This window comes from Dermabacter hominis NBRC 106157 (assembly GCF_001570785.1).
Lineage (GTDB): Bacteria > Actinomycetota > Actinomycetes > Actinomycetales > Dermabacteraceae > Dermabacter > Dermabacter hominis.
In genome coordinates this window covers 517,331-535,405 of the sequence record NZ_BCSI01000001.1, presented here as the reverse complement: position 1 = coordinate 535,405, position 18,075 = coordinate 517,331, and the positions used below count along the sequence as shown (strand labels likewise).

Below are 18,075 nucleotides of genomic sequence, written 5' to 3'. Positions count from 1 at the left end.
CTCTCCTAGTTCGTGAGACTCCAGCGGGAGGAGCCCGCGGAGTCTTCGATGCGAATGCCGGCGGCAGCGAAGCGATCTCGGATCGCGTCGGCGCTCGCCCAGTCTTTGTTGGCACGTGCCTCGGCGCGCTCCTCGAGTTGGGCTCTAATGAGCGCATCGAGGGCGTCGTGTTCGGCATTGGTGGCGCTTGATTCGTCGGCCCACTGGGGCCCTGCGAGGTCGAGTCCCAGAACATCGAGCATGTCGCGAAGCTCGCCTACGCGGCGCGCAATCTCGTGGGCGTCGCTCGTGTGCTCGGCAAGAAGCGAGTTCAGTTCGCCCTGGCGCTCGTGGATCACGGCGAGAGCTTCGGCGACGGAAAGGTCGTCATTCATCGCGTCGACGAAGCGCGCGGGAAGCTCGCTCTCGCCCACCTCGCGCAGGGCTTCGCTCGCGCCTTGCTGGCTGACTGCTTCGAGTGCGCGCGTGAGGGTGCCCTCGAGGCGCGAGAGCACGGTCTCGGCTTCCGCGAGGGTAGTCTCGTTGAACTCCACGTTGGTGCGGTAGTGGGAGCCAACGATCGCGAGGCGCACGGCTGCTGCCGAGTGCTTGGCCAGAACGTCTTCGGCCGTGATGAAGTTGCCGAGGCTCTTGCCCATTTTCATCCCGTCGACCGTCAGCATCCCCGAATGCATCCAGCGCTGCGCAAAGCCGTAGCCAGCTCCGTAGCTTTGCGCTTGCTCGTTTTCATGGTGCGGGAAGCGGAGATCGAGGCCGCCACCGTGAATGTCGAAGCTCTCCCCCACGTATTTTTTCGCCATCGCCGAGCACTCGAGGTGCCAGCCGGGCCGTCCGTCGCCGAACGGGGTTGACCACTTCGCTGTCGCAGGCTCGCCGTCCTTAGCTTTCTTCCACAAGGCGAAGTCTCGAGGGTCCTGCTTGAGGTTAGAGGCGGCTTCCGCATCGTCAACCATGTTCTCGATGGATTGGTTGGTGAGCGAGCCGTATTCGGGCAGGGAGGACACGTCAAAGTAGACGCTTCCTTCACCGTCGGCATACGCGTGGCCGCGCTCAATGAGACGCTGCATGAAGTCAATCATCTCCGTGACGTGACCGGTCGCGCGGGGCTCGTAGTCGGGGCGCACGGCGCCGAGCCGGTCCATGATCTCGCCAAACTTTCGTTCGTTGGCGTACGACCACTTCCACCACGGCTCACCTTCCTCGGCGGCGCGCGCGAGGATCTTATCGTCGATGTCAGTCACGTTGCGCACGTAAGTCACGCGGTAACCGCTCCTGCGCAGCCAGCGCACGAGCACGTCGAACGCGAGGAACGTGCGGATATGCCCCACGTGGGGACCGTCCTGGACAGTCGGCCCACACACGTAGAGCGAGACTTCACCGTCCTTGAGCGGGGTGAAGTCCGAAACGGTCCTGGTCTTCGAGTCATGCAGTCGTAGAGTCACGTCTTAAGCCTAGCCTCTCGTGGGTACCGAAAAAGCGAGGAGCGCTTGCGGCGCCCCTCGCTTCGTGTTGGTCGTAATGTCAGATCTCGCGCGGCGTCGCGGCGCTGACCTGCTTACCGTAGAGTTCTTCGAAAGCGTCGTCGTAGTCAACGCTATTGGCGCGGCGCTTGCCCTGAACGGATTCGACGGCGCTCTTAGCGGTCTCGATGGTGACTTCGGGCGCGGTGATCTTCTTGACGATCAGGAAGGCGATGAGGCCGAGGATCGCGCCGAGTACCACGAGCGCGCCACACACGATGAGGAACGACGCCCATGCCGGCAGACCGAGCGCCACGAGCCCCCACGCACAGAAGAAGAGGAACATCACCCACGCGCTCAGGAGGAAGAACACGAGAACCGCGGCAAGCGCCGCAACGGCGCCGCCCTTAACGGCGATCCCGGTGATTTCCTTCTTCGCGATCGCGACCTGCTGGTCGATCACGGAGGTGAATTCGTTCTTGATCGAGGCGACGAGTTCGCCAATCGACCGCGAGGTCGTGCTCGCTCGGCGTTCGTTCGAGGAGCGGTCGTTCGAGGAATTGATCATGCATTCAGCCTATCAATGCGGGCCCTGCGTCATTCAGGGGTTTCGAAGGGTTTTCTCCGGTTAGTCGTGTGATGTTTAGTCGATCGTCACGCGCTTGCGGCGCTGCTGCTCGGGGCGGGGCCCTGCCGACGAGGAACGACGCACGATGAGGTGCGGCGAAACCGCGGTGTCGCGTGCGGGGCCCTCGAAACCGCCGATGCGCTCGACGAGCATCTGCGCGCCAAGCGCCCCAATGCGGCGCGAGTTCGGGTCGATGCTGGTCACCTGCGCAATTCCCGAGGACGCGAGCGACGTATTGCCATAGCCGGTCACTGCAAGCTGAGCGGGAACATCGAAGCCGGCGTCGGCTGCTGCTGAGAGCACACCGACGGCGGTCACGTCGTTCGAGCACGTGATCGCGGTGGGAACCTGGCTGCCCCGCAGAAGCATCGCTCCGGCGGTCTGCCCAACCTGCTCGCTGAAGTCCGCCGGCTCCACGCGCGCACGATCCTCGAGTCCGTGACGCTTCATCGCGGCCTTGAAGGCAGTCGCACGCTCCTTCGCCACGGCATACCCCACGCCGCCCACGTGAGCGATGTCCTTGTGGCCGAGACTCACAAGGTGGTCGACGAGGAGACCAAAGCCCGCTTCATCGTCGATACGGACCGTGTCCGACTTCCCGATGCGCTCTTTCGAGCCACCGATCGCGACGAGGGGGCGATTGCCGATGGCCTCGAAGACCTTGTCGAGCTCGGGAAGCTCGCTGGCCATGATGAAGCCATCCACCCCGAGTGCCGTGAGTGAGGAGATCGTCTCTTCCTCGAGCGTGACGGGATATTCGGGCATGCGGCGGCGAGTGGGCACCACCACGACGTGGCGGCCGGTCGCAGCGAGCTCGATGCGGATCGAGCGAACCAGATCAGAGATCCACGTGTTGCGCATCGTGTTCACGAGCACGGCGACGACACCGCGGTGGTCATCTTCCTGGGCGAGATCTTCGAGCGGGTAGTGGAGCCGCTCGGCGGTCTCGCGAACGGACGTCACGAGTTTCGAATTGATGTCGGATTCGCCGCGAAGGGCGCGAAGCGCAACCGCGGCCGTGATGCCGAGGGAGTTGGCAACCTCGGTGAGCGTTGCGCGTTCACTTTCGGAGCGCTGCTCCGAGACCTCCGGGGCGACCTTCGCCGCCGCTTCGAGCTCTTCGGGGCTCTCTCCGGGTGCGAAATCGCCGTTGATGTCGCCGCGTGCTTTATCGTTCATGAGGCCTTGGCCGTCCTTTTCTGTCCTGGAAGTCGCGCCCACATGGCGCGTGACATTCGCCTTTAACCGTAGCCCACGTGCCTCAACACGCGGGCAAGGACACGGGCACCGTGACGGCGAGGCCGCCCATTGCGGTTTCCTTGTAGTGCTCGTGCATGTCCTTACCCGTGCGCCGCATGGTCTCGAGCACGGTGTCGAACGAGACGAAGTGTTCGCCATTGCCGCGCATCGCGAAGCGCACCGCGGTAATCGACTTGATCGCGCCCATCGCGTTGCGCTCGATGCAAGGCACCTGCACGAGGCCACCGACGGGGTCGCATGTGAGGCCGAGGTTGTGTTCCATCGCAATCTCGGCAGCGTTTTCGACCTGCCGGGGCTTCGCGCCCATAACTTCGGCAAGCCCCGCCGCGGCCATCGAACTCGCCGAGCCAACTTCACCCTGGCAGCCCACTTCCGCGCCGGAAATCGACGCGCGCTCCTTGCACAGCGACCCGAACGCGGCCGCTGCGAGCATAAAGCGCACGATGACGTCGTCGCGATCGTCGTAGTTGAGGTAGGTGAGTGCGTAGTACATCACCGCGGGGATAATTCCGGCCGCGCCGTTCGTGGGAGCTGTCACGACGCGCCCGCCGCCCGCATTTTCCTCGTTAACCGCGAGCGCGGCGAGGCTCACCCATTCGAACGCGTTGTCGGCGCGATGGTTCGGGTCTTCGAGCTGAAGAGCGTCGTGCCAGGTTGCTGCGCGGCGCCGCACGTTGAGGCCGCCCGGGAGCACACCGGAGGTCTGCATGCCACGCTCGATGCAGGCTTCCATGACCGCCCAAATATCGAGGATCCCCTGGCGGATTTCGCTGTCGGTTCGCCATTGCCGCTCGCGCATGAGCATCGCTTGCGAAACCGTGATGCCGTTTTCTTCGCATACGCGAAGAAGCTCTTCTCCGCTTTGGAAGATCGGTTTCACATCGTCTTCGGTGCCCGATGCACTGTCGCCTTCGGCGGCTTCCGACGCCCGCGTGGCTTCGAGCTCCTCCTTGTCGACGACGAAGCCGCCACCGATCGAAAACATCGTGCGCTTGTCGAGCTCGTTGCCGTCCTCATCGAGCACCGCGAAGGTCATGCCGTTCGAGTGCTCGGGAAGGAAGGTGAGGGGGTGCAACACGATCGTGGACGGACGAAGGCTGACCGGGACGCGCCCGCCGAGCATGAGTCCACCGTTGGCGTCGATGTCTTTCGCTCGCGCCCAGGCTTCGGTGGGATCGATTGTGGCGGGGTCGTTGCCCTCGAGACCGAGGACGACCGCGTCGAGTGTTCCGTGGCCCATGCCGGTCGCCGCTAGCGAGCCGTACAGGTGCACCTCGACATCGGCGATGTCGGGGCCAATCGTGGGGTGGGCAAGGGCCTCGTCGGCGAATTCTTTCGCGGCGCGCATAGGGCCGACGGTGTGCGAACTCGAGGGGCCGATCCCGATCTTGAACAGGTCAAACAAGCTGACGCTCATCGAGGGACTCCTTATCGTGTCGAACGCGGATCATATGACGTGTGGTGAAGCTTTAGCGCGACCGGCGTTGGCCACGCGACCGGGCTGGGGAAGCACCGCGTGCCCGGCGAGCGTCGGGCCCTCGTTTCTTCCCGCCCGTGCGGCGGCCTTTGCCAGAACCCGACGTACGCGAGAAAGGTGACTTTTCGTTCTCGTCGTAAACCGCGCGGCGCTTCTCGTTCTCGCGCCGTTCCGCGGCGTTTCTCGAGTTAGCTCCGCGCATCCTGGTGACATCGAGCTTACGGGGCGCGCCCTTGTATTTGACGAGCTGAGGGTCCCGGGCGGGGGTCCCGCTCGGTGTCCTTCCTCCGACATACCGGATCACCTCGTCAGTTTCCGAATTCACCTCGCTCCATTCGGGGCTCACCTGGGCAGTCTCGAGCACCTGGCGAGTCTTGTCCTTCTGGTGTGGGAGGGCGAGAGTGACCACGACGCCCGAAGCCCCGGCGCGTGCCGTGCGGCCCGAGCGGTGCACGTACTCCTTCGCGTCATCGGAAGGATCGACGTGCAGCACGAGCGAAACGTCGTCGATGTGAATGCCGCGAGCGGCCACATCGGTCGCGACGAGCACGTCGAAGGCCCCCTGGCGGAACCCCGCGAGGACGTTCGTGCGCAGGCCCTGCTGTTTATTGCCGTGAAGAGCCGCGGCGGGAATGCCCACCTCAATGAGTTCCTGGGCGACGCGTTCGGCACCGAGTTGCGTGCGCGTAAACAGGAGGGTGCGACCATCGCGCGCCGCGATCTGGGCCGTGATCTGGCGCTTCTTTTTTGGGTTGATGGCGTAGACGACGTGCCGCATGTTCTGCACCGCCGCGGCGACAGGGGTCGTCTCGTGCGTCACGGGGTCGACGAGGAAGCGGTCGGTGATCGCATCGACCTGGTCGTCGAGCGTTGCCGAAAAGAGCATCTTCTGCGTGCCCATCTCAACGTGCGCGAGAATCTCGGTGACGACGGGAAGGAAACCGAGGTCGGCCATGTGATCCGCCTCGTCAATAACCGTCGTCTCGATGCGGTCAAGGAAGAGATCTCCCCGCTGGGCGAGGTCGACGACGCGCCCCGGTGTCGCGACGATAATCTCAACGCCCCGACGCAGCGCATCGGCCTGTTTGTCGATGTTCATGCCGCCCGAAACAAGCTGAGCCTTGATACCGACGGCACGCGCGAACGGGTGAATTGTGTCGACGACCTGGACGGCGAGCTCGCGAGTAGGCACGAGCACCATTCCCAGTGGGCGACGCCTGTGGGAGCTGCGATGCCGAAAACGCGCGCACATCGACAGGGCAAAAGCGAGGGTTTTACCCGATCCAGTTTCAGCGCGGGCAAGAACGTCGCGTCCCGCGAGCGCATCGGGCAAGATTGCTTCTTGGATTTCGAAGGCACGCTCGAAACCCTGCGCCTGGAGTTCTTGAACGAGCTCTTCCGGAAGCGCCATCGCATCGAAGCGCTCGGCTTTGTGTGTCCGTCGTGACTTGGGCATGGCAGCGGCCCCTTTCTGCGCGCGTGTGCGCGGTCTTGTGCTTCTCATGGGCGCCGTGGCGCCGGGCCCCAAGGGGGCGGTAAACACCTCAAGTATCCGCGAGCCATCTCGGCACCGGAAGAGACGGTCGCTCAATTCGTTTGCAAACTCACGTCTATGACTGCTGCCCGATGGCCCACGGGGTGGAATACTTGAGCATCGTGTTGCGAACACTCATGACCTCAAAGATCCACCGCGCCACCGTCACGCAAGCCGACCTTCACTACGTGGGGTCGGTAACCGTCGATGCCGATTTACTCGATGCCGCGGGCCTCATCGAAAACGAACTCGTCGCCATCGTCGACGTGACGAACGGGGCTCGGCTTGAAACCTACGTGATTCGAGGCGAAGCGGGTAGCGGGGAGATCAAGATCAACGGGGCTGCGGCCCACCTCGTGCACCCCGGCGACCTCGTGATCCTGATCGCCTACGGTCAGTTCACGCCGGAGGAGGCCGCCGCTCACACGCCGCGGGTTGTCCACGTCGATGACAAGAATCGGATCGTCGCAATCGGCAACGATCCTGCCCAGGCCGTGCCGGGAGCTCCCGACCAGATTCCCTCGAGGTAATACCCCGCTCTCAAGGCTGCAAGGAGCCTCTTTGGTTAGGGTCGAGGCATGATCGTCACTACCGTGTGCTGGGGCAACATTTGCCGCTCCCCGATGGCCGAACGCATTCTTCTTTCCGCGCTTTCCTCTCTCGACGGCGGCGAGAACATTACCGTGAACTCCGTCGGGGTGAGCAGCGAGGAAATCGGCAACCCTATGGATGCCCGCGCGGCTCGCGTGCTCGAAGCCCAGGGCTACGACGCGGGCGGCCACGCCGCTCGACAGGTGAGCGCTTCCGACATTGAGCGCACCGATCTCTTCGTGGCAGCCGAGCAGTTCCACCTCGACCGGCTCCGTGCGCTCGGCGCGCGCGAGGAACAACTCGCGCTCATGACGGACTTCGACCCCGACTCGGAGCCAGGCGATCCCCTCCCCGATCCCTGGTATGGCGGCGCCGAGGACTTCGATCGAACGCTCGACGTTCTCGAGCGCGCCATGCCGCGCCTCGCCGAGCGCCTCGTGAAAGAGTCCTAGAAACTTGCGGCGAGGCTCGTAAGCGCGTCCTCGTCCATCCCTGCCTCGCGCAGGACCTTCTGGAACATGGGCGCCTTCGCTCGGCGGTACTCGTCCACGTCGATCGCCCCCGTGAACGCAAGACCCCGCTTGTAGCCCGAAAACTCCGCCACGAGCTCGGGACTGTTCATGAGAACCTGACGCGCCGCAACGCTCGCGTGAAGCAGCGGCGATCCCTCATCGAAAACGGTGAGGGAGTGAAGCACACTTGACGTGGGGGTGTTCAGCTTTCGGAACCCCTCGCCCTCTTGGTCGTCGCCGCCGGGCACGTAGCCGAGCGGGGCAAGCGCCTCGCACGCCTCGTCCAGCGCGAGTGGCGCCGCGACCACCGCGATATCGATGATCGGTCTTGCAACCATGCCCGGAACCGAGGTCGCGCCGATGTGCTCAATCCCCTGGCCGCCGTGGCCGTCGAGGGCGTCTACGAGGGTCGTTGCGACCCCCATAAAATCGCCCACCCAAGATTCCGAATACTCGCTCAAATGAATCGCCATGCACCCATCCTACGGGCGAGAAACGGGGCGTACAGCCGGGCTGATGGTGGCTCGGCGGCCGTCGGGCCCTCACGAGGTCACCCAAAGGCACAGCACGTAGACTAGAGACATTGAATGCGCGCTCGAGACCGAGGGCGCACGACACCGACACGAGGAAAGGGACACGATGGCTGAGGCCCCATACCGCTACACCGCCGAACTCGCGGGACAGATCGAGCAGAAATGGCAGAAGCTGTGGCTCGAGCAGGGTACTTTCAACGCCGTCAATCCCGTGGGCGAGCTCTCCGATGGGCGCAGCGCCGAAGAACTCGGCGAGAAGATGTTCATTATGGACATGTTCCCCTACCCCTCGGGCAAGGGACTGCATGTGGGCCACCCGCTTGGCTACATCGCGACCGACGCCGTCGCGCGCCACAACCGCATGCTCGGCAAGAATGTCCTGTACACGATGGGCTACGACGCCTTCGGCCTGCCCGCGGAGCAGTACGCGATTCAAACCGGCACCCACCCGCGCGTCACGACCGACGAAAACGTTGCGAACATGGCCCGTCAGCTCTTCCGCCTGGGCCTTTCGCACGACTCGCGCCGCTCGCTTCGCACAACCGACCTCGATTTCGTCAAGTGGACACAGTGGGTCTTCCTCCAGTTGTTCGACTCGTGGTACGACCCGAACTTCGTGAAGGCTGACGGCACACGCGGCTCTGCACGACCCATTTCGGAACTCAAGGGTGCGATCCAGGATCGCGACGTTGATCCGTACGCCCTAGCCGAGCAGCAGAGCATCGACATTCCGCAGATGTGGTACGACCGCAAGCCGGATCACGAGCACTGGAATCCCGAGCACGATACTCCCTTCGACTTCCTCATCCAGTACACGCCGGAGGAGATGACGGAGCTCGTCGACTGCTTCCGCCTCGCCTACGTCAGCGACACGCCGGTCAATTGGTGCCCCGGCCTCGGCACAGTGCTCGCGAACGAAGAAGTCACGGCCGAGGGCCGATCCGAGCGCGGCGACTTCCCCGTGTTCAAGCGCCGCCTGCGCCAGTGGAACCTGCGCATCACCGCGTATGCCGATCGACTTCTCGAGGATCTCGACACCGTCAACTGGCCCGAATCGGTCAAGTCCATGCAGCGGAACTGGATCGGCCGCTCGCGCGGTGCGCAGGTCACGTTTACGCTGGATTCCGACGGTTGCCCAGCCTTCGCCGATTCCACGTTCGACGTCTTCACGACGCGCGTTGACACGCTGTTTGGCGCGACCTTCACGGTGCTCTCGCCCGAGCATCCGCTGCTGTCTGACGTCAGCGCTCTTCCCGAGGCGTGGCCCGAAGGCACGAAGTCCGCGTGGACCGGCGGAGCGTCGAGCCCGCGCGAGGCCGTCGCCGCCTACAAAGAACGTGCCGCCGCACTCGATGACACCGAGCGCACTGCCGATTCGCGCGAAAAGACGGGAGTGTTCACGGGCCTTTTCGCCGTGAACCCGATGGACGGCCGTGCGCTTCCCGTGTTCACCGCCGACTACGTACTCATGGGCTACGGCACGGGCGCCATCATGGCCGTTCCCGCCGAAGACGAACGTGACTACGCGTTCGCGAGCGCTTTCGAGCTTCCCGTGATCCGCACCGTTCAGCCGCCCGCCGACTTCGAAGAGGGACAGGCCTACACGGGCGACGGGAAGAAGATCAATTCGCGCAGCGACGAGCTCGATCTCAACGGCATGAGCAAGGACGAGGCGATCGCCGCCGCGACCGAATTCGCCGAGAAGAAGGGCTTCGGCCACGCAAAGACGACGTACCGGTTGCGCGACTGGCTTTTCAGTCGCCAGCGCTACTGGGGCGAACCCTTCCCGATCGTGTACGCGGAAGACGCACCCGAAGTCCCGATCGCGCTCCCGTTCGATCAGCTTCCCGTTAAGCTGCCCGAACTCGACGACTTCTCACCCAAGACGTTCGACCCGGAAGACGCCGACACCGAGCCGCAGACCCCGCTCTCACGCGCGGAGGACTGGGCCTGGGTCGAGCTTGATCTTGGCGACGGCATGAAGCGCTACCGCCGCGAAATGAACGTCATGCCTCAGTGGGCAGGCTCTTCGTGGTACGAAATCCGCTACACGGACCCCACGAACGACGAACAGATTTCCGCGCCCGCCAACGAGCAGTACTGGATGGGCCCGCGCGAAGGCGCGCCCACGGGCGGTGTCGACCTGTACGTCGGCGGTGTTGAGCACGCCGTTCTCCACCTGCTCTACGCGCGCTTTTGGCACAAGGTCCTGTTCGACCGCGGCTACTTTGCGAGCGCAGAGCCGTTCCACACCCTGTTCAACCAGGGGTATGTGCAGGCCTACGCGTACCGCGACGAGCGCGGCGTCTACGTCAACGCCTCCGAGGTTGTCGAGGAAGCCGACGGTACCTTCACTCACGACGGCAAGCCGGTGCGCCAGGAATACGGGAAAATGGGCAAGTCCCTGCGCAACATCGTGACCCCGGACGACATGTACGACGAGTTCGGCGCCGACACGTTCCGCGTCTACGAAATGTCGATGGGGCCGCTCGATCTGTCGCGCCCCTGGAACACGCGCGATGTCGTTGGCTCGCAACGCTTCCTTCAGCGTCTGTGGCGCCTCGCGGTATCGGAAGAGACCGGTGAGTGCGTCGTGAGCGACGCCGAGGCCAGCGTGGATACGCTGCGTGCCGTGCATAAGACCATCGACGCGGTGAGCGCCGACATGGAACACATGCGTTTCAACACCGCTATCGCGCGCCTCATCGAGCTCGTCAATCACCTCACGAAGGTCGCGAGCGACGCCGACGGCGCCCCGCGATCGGCCGTCGAGGCTCTCGTGCTCATGGTCTCGCCGTTCGCCCCGCACCTCGCCGAGGAACTGTGGGCGAAGCTCGGCCACGACGAGTCGCTCGCACGCGCTTCCTACCCCGTCGCGGATCCGCAGTACCTCGTTGCCGACGCCGTCACGTGCGTCATCCAGGTCAAGGGCAAGGTTCGCCACCGCATCGAAGTTGATCCGGAGATCTCGGAGGAGGACCTCGAGAAGGCAGTGTTTGCCGAGGAGCGCGTGCAAAAACTCATCGAGGGCCACGAGGTTCGTAAGGTGATCGTGCGCGCACCGAAGCTCGTCAATATCGTCCTCTCCTAAGTGGATTGCATAGGGGTTGTGGGGGTTTGAGTCGCGTGGCTCAGGCTCCCTCTCCCTGGATTGCATAGGGGTTGTGGGGGTTTGAGTCGCGTGACTCAGGCCCCCACACTTCTTGGATGTGAGGGACACTTCGAGACGGAACAGCGACTCTCGCCGAACGCTCTGAGGCGGCTCGCGCTCCACATTTCTTGGTTTCTCCCACTCCGCCCAGGGGCGCGCATGGTGACAGCTGCCGATCCATAGCATGCAAGCCATGGCACGCACCCGAGCTCCTATCCCGGCCGCCCTCGCGCACACCGCATTCACGTCCCAAGAGGCCTATGCGCAGGCTGTCACGCGCGATCAGCTCCGCGGGCCGAGTTATCAGCAGCTCCACCGGGGAATCTATGCTCCGACGGATCTTTCGCCCACAAGTTGGGACTACGCGCGCATCGTGACTCACGCATGCCCCACAGCCGCACTCTCTCAGATTTCTGCTGCACTCCTGTGGGGATTTCCTCTACCCGCCAGATTCCTCGCGCAGGAATGCCCACCAGCTCCGGAACTGGCGCGTATCCAAGGCGCTCACGCGCGCATACCCGAAAAACTCAATAGCCTTCCGAACTTTGTTTACCCCTACCATCACCGCTCCCCCACGCAGCCATGTGCCGAGTGGCGGCAGCATCTTTTGGCAAGCGACGATGTCATTGTTGTGGGGCCCGAGCAGATTTGTGCGGGTTTAGGTGCCGACGGTGGCTCAGCAAGCGTCGGAATGCCGTGGCACCCCTCCACCGCGCCCTTGTGGACAAAGCCGCTCAGGATCATGTCCCGCGAGAGAACGTTTCTTGATCTTGCGACGGTGCTGAACCCGTTTGAGCTCGTGGCCGTAGGCGACTATCTCGTGCGTCGACCGCGCCCGAACTACGAGGGGCGAAGCCAGCCCTTCTGCACGATTGCTTGCCTTGAGGACGCACGGAAGAGATACCCAAAGATTGACGGGGCCACCAATACGCGATGGGCACTCGACAATATTCGCGTGGGCTCGGATTCGCCCCAAGAGACTCTGTGCCGCCTCCTTCTTGTCGAGGCGGGTCTCCCCGAACCGAAGCTCAACATTCCGATTCTTCTTCCCGGCGGGGTTGTGATTCCCGACCGCGATCTCGTCTATCCGGCGCAGAAGGTCGTTGTGGAGTATCAGGGAAGCTCCCACGAGGAGCCGGAACGGGCGGCGCGCGATCACTACCACGCCGAGATTCTTCGGGAGGCGGGGTGGGAGGTCGTCCCGATTTTTAAAGATGACCTCCCGTATGTCGGTTGGTGCGACGAGTTTCCAACAAAATACCGAATAGACGCGCCGGGGATGCCTCGCATCAATCGCGTCAACTTTAAGTCATCGCCATATGCGCTGGCGCCGGAGCCTCGCGAGTGGCCTCTCGTCGTCAAGGTTCGCGAAGCATTCCGACGCCAGGCAATGCGGTAGGTTGCGGGGGCTAAACCCGAGGAATAACCCCCACACCCCCTATGGAATCCAGTGGAGGGTGCGAATAACCCCCCACAACCCCTATGGAATTCAGTGGAGGACGAGGCGGGCCGGCGCCCCCTCCTCGTGCTCCACGTCAACCGTGACCTTCTGATCGTCCGTGACCTCGCCCGTGAGGATGAGGCGCGCGAGCGCATCGCCGATCTCCTTTTGCACGAGACGCTTGAGCGGGCGCGCGCCATACGCTGGGTCGAATCCGCGTTCCGCAAGCAAGTCCTCGGCAGCGTCGCTCACCTCGAGGGTGATGCGGCGATCCTTGAGACGCGCGGCAAGCGACGCCACCTGGAGGCCAACGATGCGGCGCAGCTCCTCGCGGCTGAGGGAATCGAACATGACGATGTCGTCGAGACGATTGACGAACTCGGGCTTGAACGCGGCGCGAACAGCGTTCATGACCGCCTCGCGTTTCGCGCTGTCGTCGAGGCTCTCGTCCTGGAGGAAGTGCGCGCCCAAGTTGGACGTGAGGATCACAATGGTGTTCCGGAAGTCGACCGTGCGCCCTTGGCCGTCGGTCAGGCGGCCGTCGTCGAGCACCTGGAGGAGGATGTCGAAAACGTCCGGGTGAGCCTTCTCGATTTCATCCAGGAGAATGACGGTGTAGGGGCGGCGTCGGACCTGCTCGGTGAGCTGCCCTCCCTCTTCGTAGCCAACGTAGCCCGGGGGCGCACCCACGAGGCGGGAGACGCTGTGCTTTTCACCGTATTCGGACATGTCGATGCGAACCATTGCGCGTTCGTCGTCGAAGAGGAACTCGGCGAGGGATTTGGCGAGTTCGGTCTTGCCAACGCCCGTGGGGCCGAGGAAGAGGAAGGATCCCGTAGGACGGTTCGGGTCGGCGATTCCAGCACGTGAGCGGCGCACGGCATCAGAGACCTCGGCGACGGCCTTGCGCTGACCGATGAGGCGTTTGCCGATGATGTCCTCCATGTCGAGAAGCTTTTGCGTCTCGGACCTGAGGAGTCGGCCAGCGGGGATGCCGGTCCACGAGGACACCACGCCGGCGATGTCGTCGGGCCCGACCTTGTCGGCGACGAGCGGCTTTTGCTCCTCGTCATCAGCTCGACTCTCGGCACCTTCCCCGTGCTCGAGTTCCACGAGCTTCTTTTTGAGCTCGGGGATGTCGCCGTAAAGGATCTTCGAGGCACGGCTCAGGTCGCCTTCGCGTTGGGCACGATCGGCCTGCATGCGAAGATCCTCGAGCTTTGCCTTGAGCTCGCCTACCTCGTTGAGGCCGGACTTCTCGCGCTCCCAGCGGGCGGAGAGCTCGTTCATCTCCTCGGTGCGCGCGGCGAGATGCTCGCGGACGCTCGCGAGTTGCGCGAGCGACCCTGGATCATCCGAGCCTTTGAGGGCGAGCTCTTCCATCTTGAGCCGGTCGACCTGGCGGCGAAGGACATCGAGCTCAACGGGTGAGGAGTCGAGTTCCATCCGCAGGCGCGAGGCAGCTTCGTCAATGAGGTCGATGGCCTTATCGGGGAGCTGGCGGCTGTTGATGTAGCGATCGGAAAGCGAGGCCGCCGCGACGAGCGCCGAGTCTGAAATGGTGACCTTGTGGTGCGCCTCGTATTTATCTTTGAGGCCGCGGAGGATCGTAATCGTGTCTTCGACGCTTGGCTCGCCCACGAAGACCTGTTGGAAGCGGCGTTCGAGAGCCGGGTCTTTTTCGATCCGTTCGCGGTATTCGTCGAGGGTCGTCGCACCTACCATGCGAAGTTCGCCGCGCGCGAGCATGGGTTTGAGCATATTGCCGGCGTCCATGGAACCCTCGCCTGTGCCGCCTGCGCCGACGACTGTGTGGAGCTCGTCGATGAACGTGATGACGTTGCCGTTCGAGTCGCGGATTTCGTCGAGGACGCTCTTGAGGCGCTCTTCAAATTCGCCACGGTATTTCGAGCCGGCGACCATCGAGGAAAGGTCGAGCGAGACGAGGGTCTTGCCGCGGAGCGATTCGGGCACGTCTCCCTCAACGATGCGCTGGGCGAGGCCTTCGACGACGGCGGTTTTGCCGACACCGGGCTCGCCGATGAGCACGGGATTATTCTTCGTGCGGCGGCTGAGCACCTGGACGACGCGGCGGATTTCGCTATCGCGGCCGATGACGGGATCGAGCTTGCCTTCACGCGCGCGGGCGGTGAGGTCGACCCCGAATTTTTCGAGGCTCTTGAAGGAGCCTTCCGGGTTTTCTTTGTTCATGCTTGTTCCTTTGGTGAGTTTTGCGATGCTGGCGCGGATCGCTTTCGGGGTCGCGCCGAAGTCTTTGAGGATGTCGCCAGGGGTTTTTACGGCCTTGGCGATGCCGTAGAGCAAGTGCTCGGTCGAGATGTACCCTTCTGCCCCTCGCCCCATGCCGGCGCCGGCTTCTTTCCCGGCGGCTTCAAGTGCGTCGTAGCCATCGCCCTGGAAGACGGGTTTTTGGTCGGTGCTCCCGGTGAGGCGTGGCAAGCGCTGGATTTCTTGGTTGATCCGCTCTTTGAGCGCGCCGATGTGGACGCCCGTGTCGGTGAGGACAGCCGTCGCGATTGAGTCTTCTTGTTCGAGCAGTGCCGCGAGCAAGTGCAGACCGGTGACGTTGGTGTTGCGCAGTGCTTCCGCCGCGCGCGTTGCCGACTCGACGGCTTCGCGCGAGCGTTGGGTGAAGGAAAATTGCATATTTTCCGCTCCTTTCACGTGGGTGTGCGTGGAGCGGGGTTGTGGCCTGGCAGGTCCGACGGTTGCCGAGCTTTCCTCGTTCTCACGCTTACGCTCTATGCAACGCCACCAAAGTTGAGTCTATTCCACTCAACTTTCATCATTGTCGAAAATGGTCGTCCACCTGCCGTTTTGCGATTCGCGACCGCGCAGACGGTCGAGCGCCCGGCGTTCCTTCTTCGTGGGGCGGCCAGTCCCACGCTCACGTCGCGGTGGCGCCGCGAAGAGCTGCGGGGGCGGCGGAACGGAGATGTCGGTATAGGCCTCGCGCGCGAGTGGCGCCCCCACACGCTTCGCAAGCAGTTTTTTGACTACGTACTCATTCGTGTAACCGGGGTGGCGTATGGCAACCGTGCTGCCCACGCTCAAGCGGAAGCTCGGCTTGACGACCTCGCCATCGACGCGCACGTGCGAGGCTCTGATCGCGCTCGCGGCGAGGGAACGCGTTTTGAATAGCCGCACCGCGTGCAGCCACGTATCAAGACGCACGCTCACCGCTCCCGCCTGCTTGTTCTCATTCACGGTGCTACTTTCGCACACTCGGCTTGCCCAAAGTGCAACCACGTGCGACGTTGCTACTCCTCCCATGAAGCACCCCGGGTGTCTCGGGTTAATATGCAGGTTCGCTCCTTAGACTGCACACGTCAGATGCAGGGGCGAGTCTCGCACGCCCCAAACAGGATCCCGGAGAGGAGGCGCTCATGCCCGCGGCACGGCCGTACGTCGTCGATCCGGCTTCCGAGGCGAGCGCGCAACCCCTCCCCCTGAATGCCTCGGAACTTCTCGATTTTGCCATTTCGCATTTCCGTTCCCGCACGGCTATCGAGATGGGCGGAACGCGCGTGAGCTATGGGCAGCTTGGCCGCCGCATTCGATGCCTTGCGCAGGGTCTCTTGGATTCGGGAATCCGTGCGGGCGACCGCGTCGCGATCGTCCTGCCTATGAGCATCGAAGCCGTGGTCGCGTTCCACGCGGTCCTTCGGATCGGAGCGATCGCCGTACAGCACTCCGATCGCGAACCGATGATGCGCCTAAGCCGGGAATTTGCCGATTACACACCGGTCGCGGTCATCATCGCCGAGTATCGTCTCAATGCGCTCGCGGGTCTCGACCAGCACGCGCGACCAAAAACCGTCATCACCGTCCAAGCGCCGGAGCTTCCGAAGACTGCCCCGCGTCGGCTCACGCTTACGGGGGCGCTCGCAGAGATTGCGAAAGCGGGAGGCAAGGGAGTCATGCGGGTTGCGTCACCGCCAAAGGGCCCCGCGCAGCTTCCCCTCAATTTTGGTACGCGCACGCGCCTCAAGGACCTGCTCTGCTCAGCGCCGCTCCCTGACGACTACCCCTACCCCAGCCCGCGTGACCTCGCGGCCATCGTGTACGAAGGGCACACGCGGGCCAGCTCGCTCGGGGCGATGCTCACCCACGACAATCTCACGGCGCTCGCGCACCAGTCCCTGGAGTATCTCGAGTCGGCACCGGCCGGGACCGAGACCGGCTACGCGCTTTGGCCGCTGCACTCGGTGATCGGGATCGCCGATACTCTCACGACCAGCCTCTTTTACGGTCGGCACACGATTCTCTTCCCGCGGTTCGACCGCGCCGGCCTAATGCGCTCTCTCAAGAAGCACCCTCCCGAGGTGATCTCCGGCGATACCGAGGTCTTCCGCTTCCTCGCCGAGCATGCCCGCACAACAGGCCGGTCCCTCACGTTGAGGCTCGCGCTGACTCCCGTGAGCCGCGACCATGCACCGAGTTTTCGGGACTGGGCACGGGACCTTGGCTGGCCGCTCATGGTCGGTTACAGCGGCGCTGAAGCGGGCGTCACCGTGTGTTTGCGCACCGCGGAAGAGGGGCGCGAGCACACCGTGGGGACACCGCTCCCCTCGATCGAGGTGCGGGTCGTCGATCTGAATGACCGCAGGCGCGTCGTGGGCCCGGGAACCGTCGGCAAGCTCATGATCAAAGGCCCTCAGGTGTTCCACGGGTATTGGAAGAAGCCCGATAAAAGCACGGCCGTGCTGAGCGCGGACGGCTGGGTGCTGACCACTTCGCTCGCCTCGATTGACGCGGACGGCTACGTCACGCTCGCTCCCGCGCCGCCGCACTAAAATGGGGTCATGGCACGCCTCATTTCGATACACCCCGTCACTCCACAGCAGCGCCTGCTCGACCAGGCTGTTGAGCGGCTAAAGGGCGGCGAGCTCATCGCGTACCCCACTGATTCGGGGTACGCGCTCGGCTGCCGCATCGGTGCTCACGAGGCGTTGGAGCAGATCCGCACGATTCGCCACACCGGTAAAGACCACCACTTTACGGTCATGTGCAGCGAATTTGGTCAGCTTGGCACCTACGTGCGCATTTCGAATCCCAACTACCGCTTGCTGCGCGCCCACACCCCGGGCCCGTACACGTTCATCATGCCGGCAACGAAGGAGCTCCCGCGCCGCATGCTCCACCCGAAGAAACACACGGTTGGTGCGCGCATTCCCGATCACGTGGTGGCACGCGCGATCGTTGAGGCACTCGGGGAGCCGCTCATGAGCTCGAGCCTCATCATGCCCGGTGAGAGCTCCGTGCTCACGGAATCATGGGTCGTCGAGGATCGCCTCGGCCACCTCATTCCTGCGATTATCGACGGGGAGGTCACAGGCTCAGAGCCCACGAGCATCATTGACCTCACGGGCGATGTCCCGCGCGTTCTGCGCGACGGTGCGGGCGACACACGCGCGTTCGAATAGCAGGAGCGGGCTCGAGGGGCGTGGGACGGGGCCGACGTCTG

At 63.7% G+C, this 18,075-nt stretch carries 14 protein-coding genes; 6 read left to right on the top strand and 8 right to left on the bottom strand.

What is annotated here, in order from left to right; all coding sequences use genetic code 11:
* Positions 1–5: 5 nt before the first annotated feature.
* The 5 genes from cysS to DEHOM01_RS02375 form a co-directional block, all read right to left on the bottom strand.
* The gene (cysS, locus tag DEHOM01_RS02395; RefSeq protein ID WP_061211310.1) at positions 6–1,442 is read right to left on the bottom strand and encodes a cysteine--tRNA ligase; all 1,437 of its coding nucleotides are present in this window, start codon (positions 1,440–1,442) and stop codon (positions 6–8) included.
* 79 nt (positions 1,443–1,521) lie between these two features.
* Positions 1,522–2,028: a phage holin family protein gene (locus DEHOM01_RS02390; protein WP_034372745.1), complete on the bottom strand. Its 507-nt coding sequence runs from the start codon at positions 2,026–2,028 to the stop codon at positions 1,522–1,524.
* 75 nt (positions 2,029–2,103) lie between these two features.
* Positions 2,104–3,267 carry a LacI family DNA-binding transcriptional regulator gene (locus tag DEHOM01_RS02385; protein ID WP_061211309.1) on the bottom strand — a complete coding sequence of 388 codons (1,164 nt, stop codon included), beginning with the start codon at positions 3,265–3,267 and terminating at the stop codon, positions 2,104–2,106.
* Between the two features lie 82 nt (positions 3,268–3,349).
* Positions 3,350–4,765, bottom strand: a complete 1,416-nt coding sequence (locus tag DEHOM01_RS02380; RefSeq protein WP_061211308.1) for an L-serine ammonia-lyase — start codon at positions 4,763–4,765, stop codon at positions 3,350–3,352.
* Positions 4,766–4,817: 52 nt separating this feature from the next.
* Positions 4,818–6,281, bottom strand: a complete 1,464-nt coding sequence (locus tag DEHOM01_RS02375) for a DEAD/DEAH box helicase (RefSeq protein WP_061211307.1) — start codon at positions 6,279–6,281, stop codon at positions 4,818–4,820.
* 215 nt (positions 6,282–6,496) lie between these two features.
* Between DEHOM01_RS02375 and panD the strand changes: the two genes are divergently transcribed.
* Entirely contained in the window at positions 6,497–6,889 is a 393-nt protein-coding gene (gene panD / locus DEHOM01_RS02370; RefSeq protein WP_276546829.1) for an aspartate 1-decarboxylase, read from the top strand.
* A gap of 48 nt (positions 6,890–6,937) precedes the next feature.
* A complete protein-coding gene (locus DEHOM01_RS02365) occupies positions 6,938–7,402 on the top strand; it encodes a low molecular weight protein-tyrosine-phosphatase (protein ID WP_061211306.1) in 465 nt (154 codons plus the stop codon).
* Here the strand turns inward: DEHOM01_RS02365 and DEHOM01_RS02360 are convergent.
* Complete coding sequence (locus tag DEHOM01_RS02360; RefSeq protein ID WP_061211305.1) at positions 7,399–7,935, bottom strand: GrpB family protein; 537 nt, start codon at positions 7,933–7,935, stop codon at positions 7,399–7,401. The two genes, DEHOM01_RS02365 and DEHOM01_RS02360, sit on opposite strands and share 4 nt — an antisense overlap.
* 166 nt (positions 7,936–8,101) lie before the next feature.
* On the opposite strand from DEHOM01_RS02360, the gene leuS reads away from it, so the two are divergent.
* Together leuS and DEHOM01_RS09930 are read left to right on the top strand one after the other, a co-directional pair.
* The gene (leuS, locus tag DEHOM01_RS02355) at positions 8,102–11,086 is read left to right on the top strand and encodes a leucine--tRNA ligase (RefSeq protein ID WP_061211304.1); all 2,985 of its coding nucleotides are present in this window, start codon (positions 8,102–8,104) and stop codon (positions 11,084–11,086) included.
* Positions 11,087–11,339: 253 nt separating this feature from the next.
* Positions 11,340–12,545: a putative endonuclease domain-containing protein gene (locus DEHOM01_RS09930; RefSeq protein ID WP_156468285.1), complete on the top strand. Its 1,206-nt coding sequence runs from the start codon at positions 11,340–11,342 to the stop codon at positions 12,543–12,545.
* A gap of 90 nt (positions 12,546–12,635) precedes the next feature.
* Here DEHOM01_RS09930 and clpB read toward each other — a convergent pair whose 3' ends face one another.
* On the bottom strand, positions 12,636–15,254 hold the full coding sequence (clpB, locus tag DEHOM01_RS02345) for an ATP-dependent chaperone ClpB (protein WP_061211302.1): 2,619 nt from the start codon (positions 15,252–15,254) through the stop codon (positions 12,636–12,638).
* Between the two features lie 129 nt (positions 15,255–15,383).
* Positions 15,384–15,833, bottom strand: a complete 450-nt coding sequence (locus DEHOM01_RS02340; RefSeq protein WP_061211389.1) for an RNA-binding S4 domain-containing protein — start codon at positions 15,831–15,833, stop codon at positions 15,384–15,386.
* 161 nt (positions 15,834–15,994) lie between these two features.
* On the opposite strand from DEHOM01_RS02340, the gene DEHOM01_RS02335 reads away from it, so the two are divergent.
* Positions 15,995–17,404: an AMP-binding protein gene (locus DEHOM01_RS02335; protein WP_061211301.1), complete on the top strand. Its 1,410-nt coding sequence runs from the start codon at positions 15,995–15,997 to the stop codon at positions 17,402–17,404.
* A gap of 9 nt (positions 17,405–17,413) precedes the next feature.
* Positions 17,414–18,034, top strand: a complete 621-nt coding sequence (locus DEHOM01_RS02330; RefSeq protein WP_061211300.1) for an L-threonylcarbamoyladenylate synthase — start codon at positions 17,414–17,416, stop codon at positions 18,032–18,034.
* Positions 18,035–18,075 lie beyond the last annotated feature (41 nt).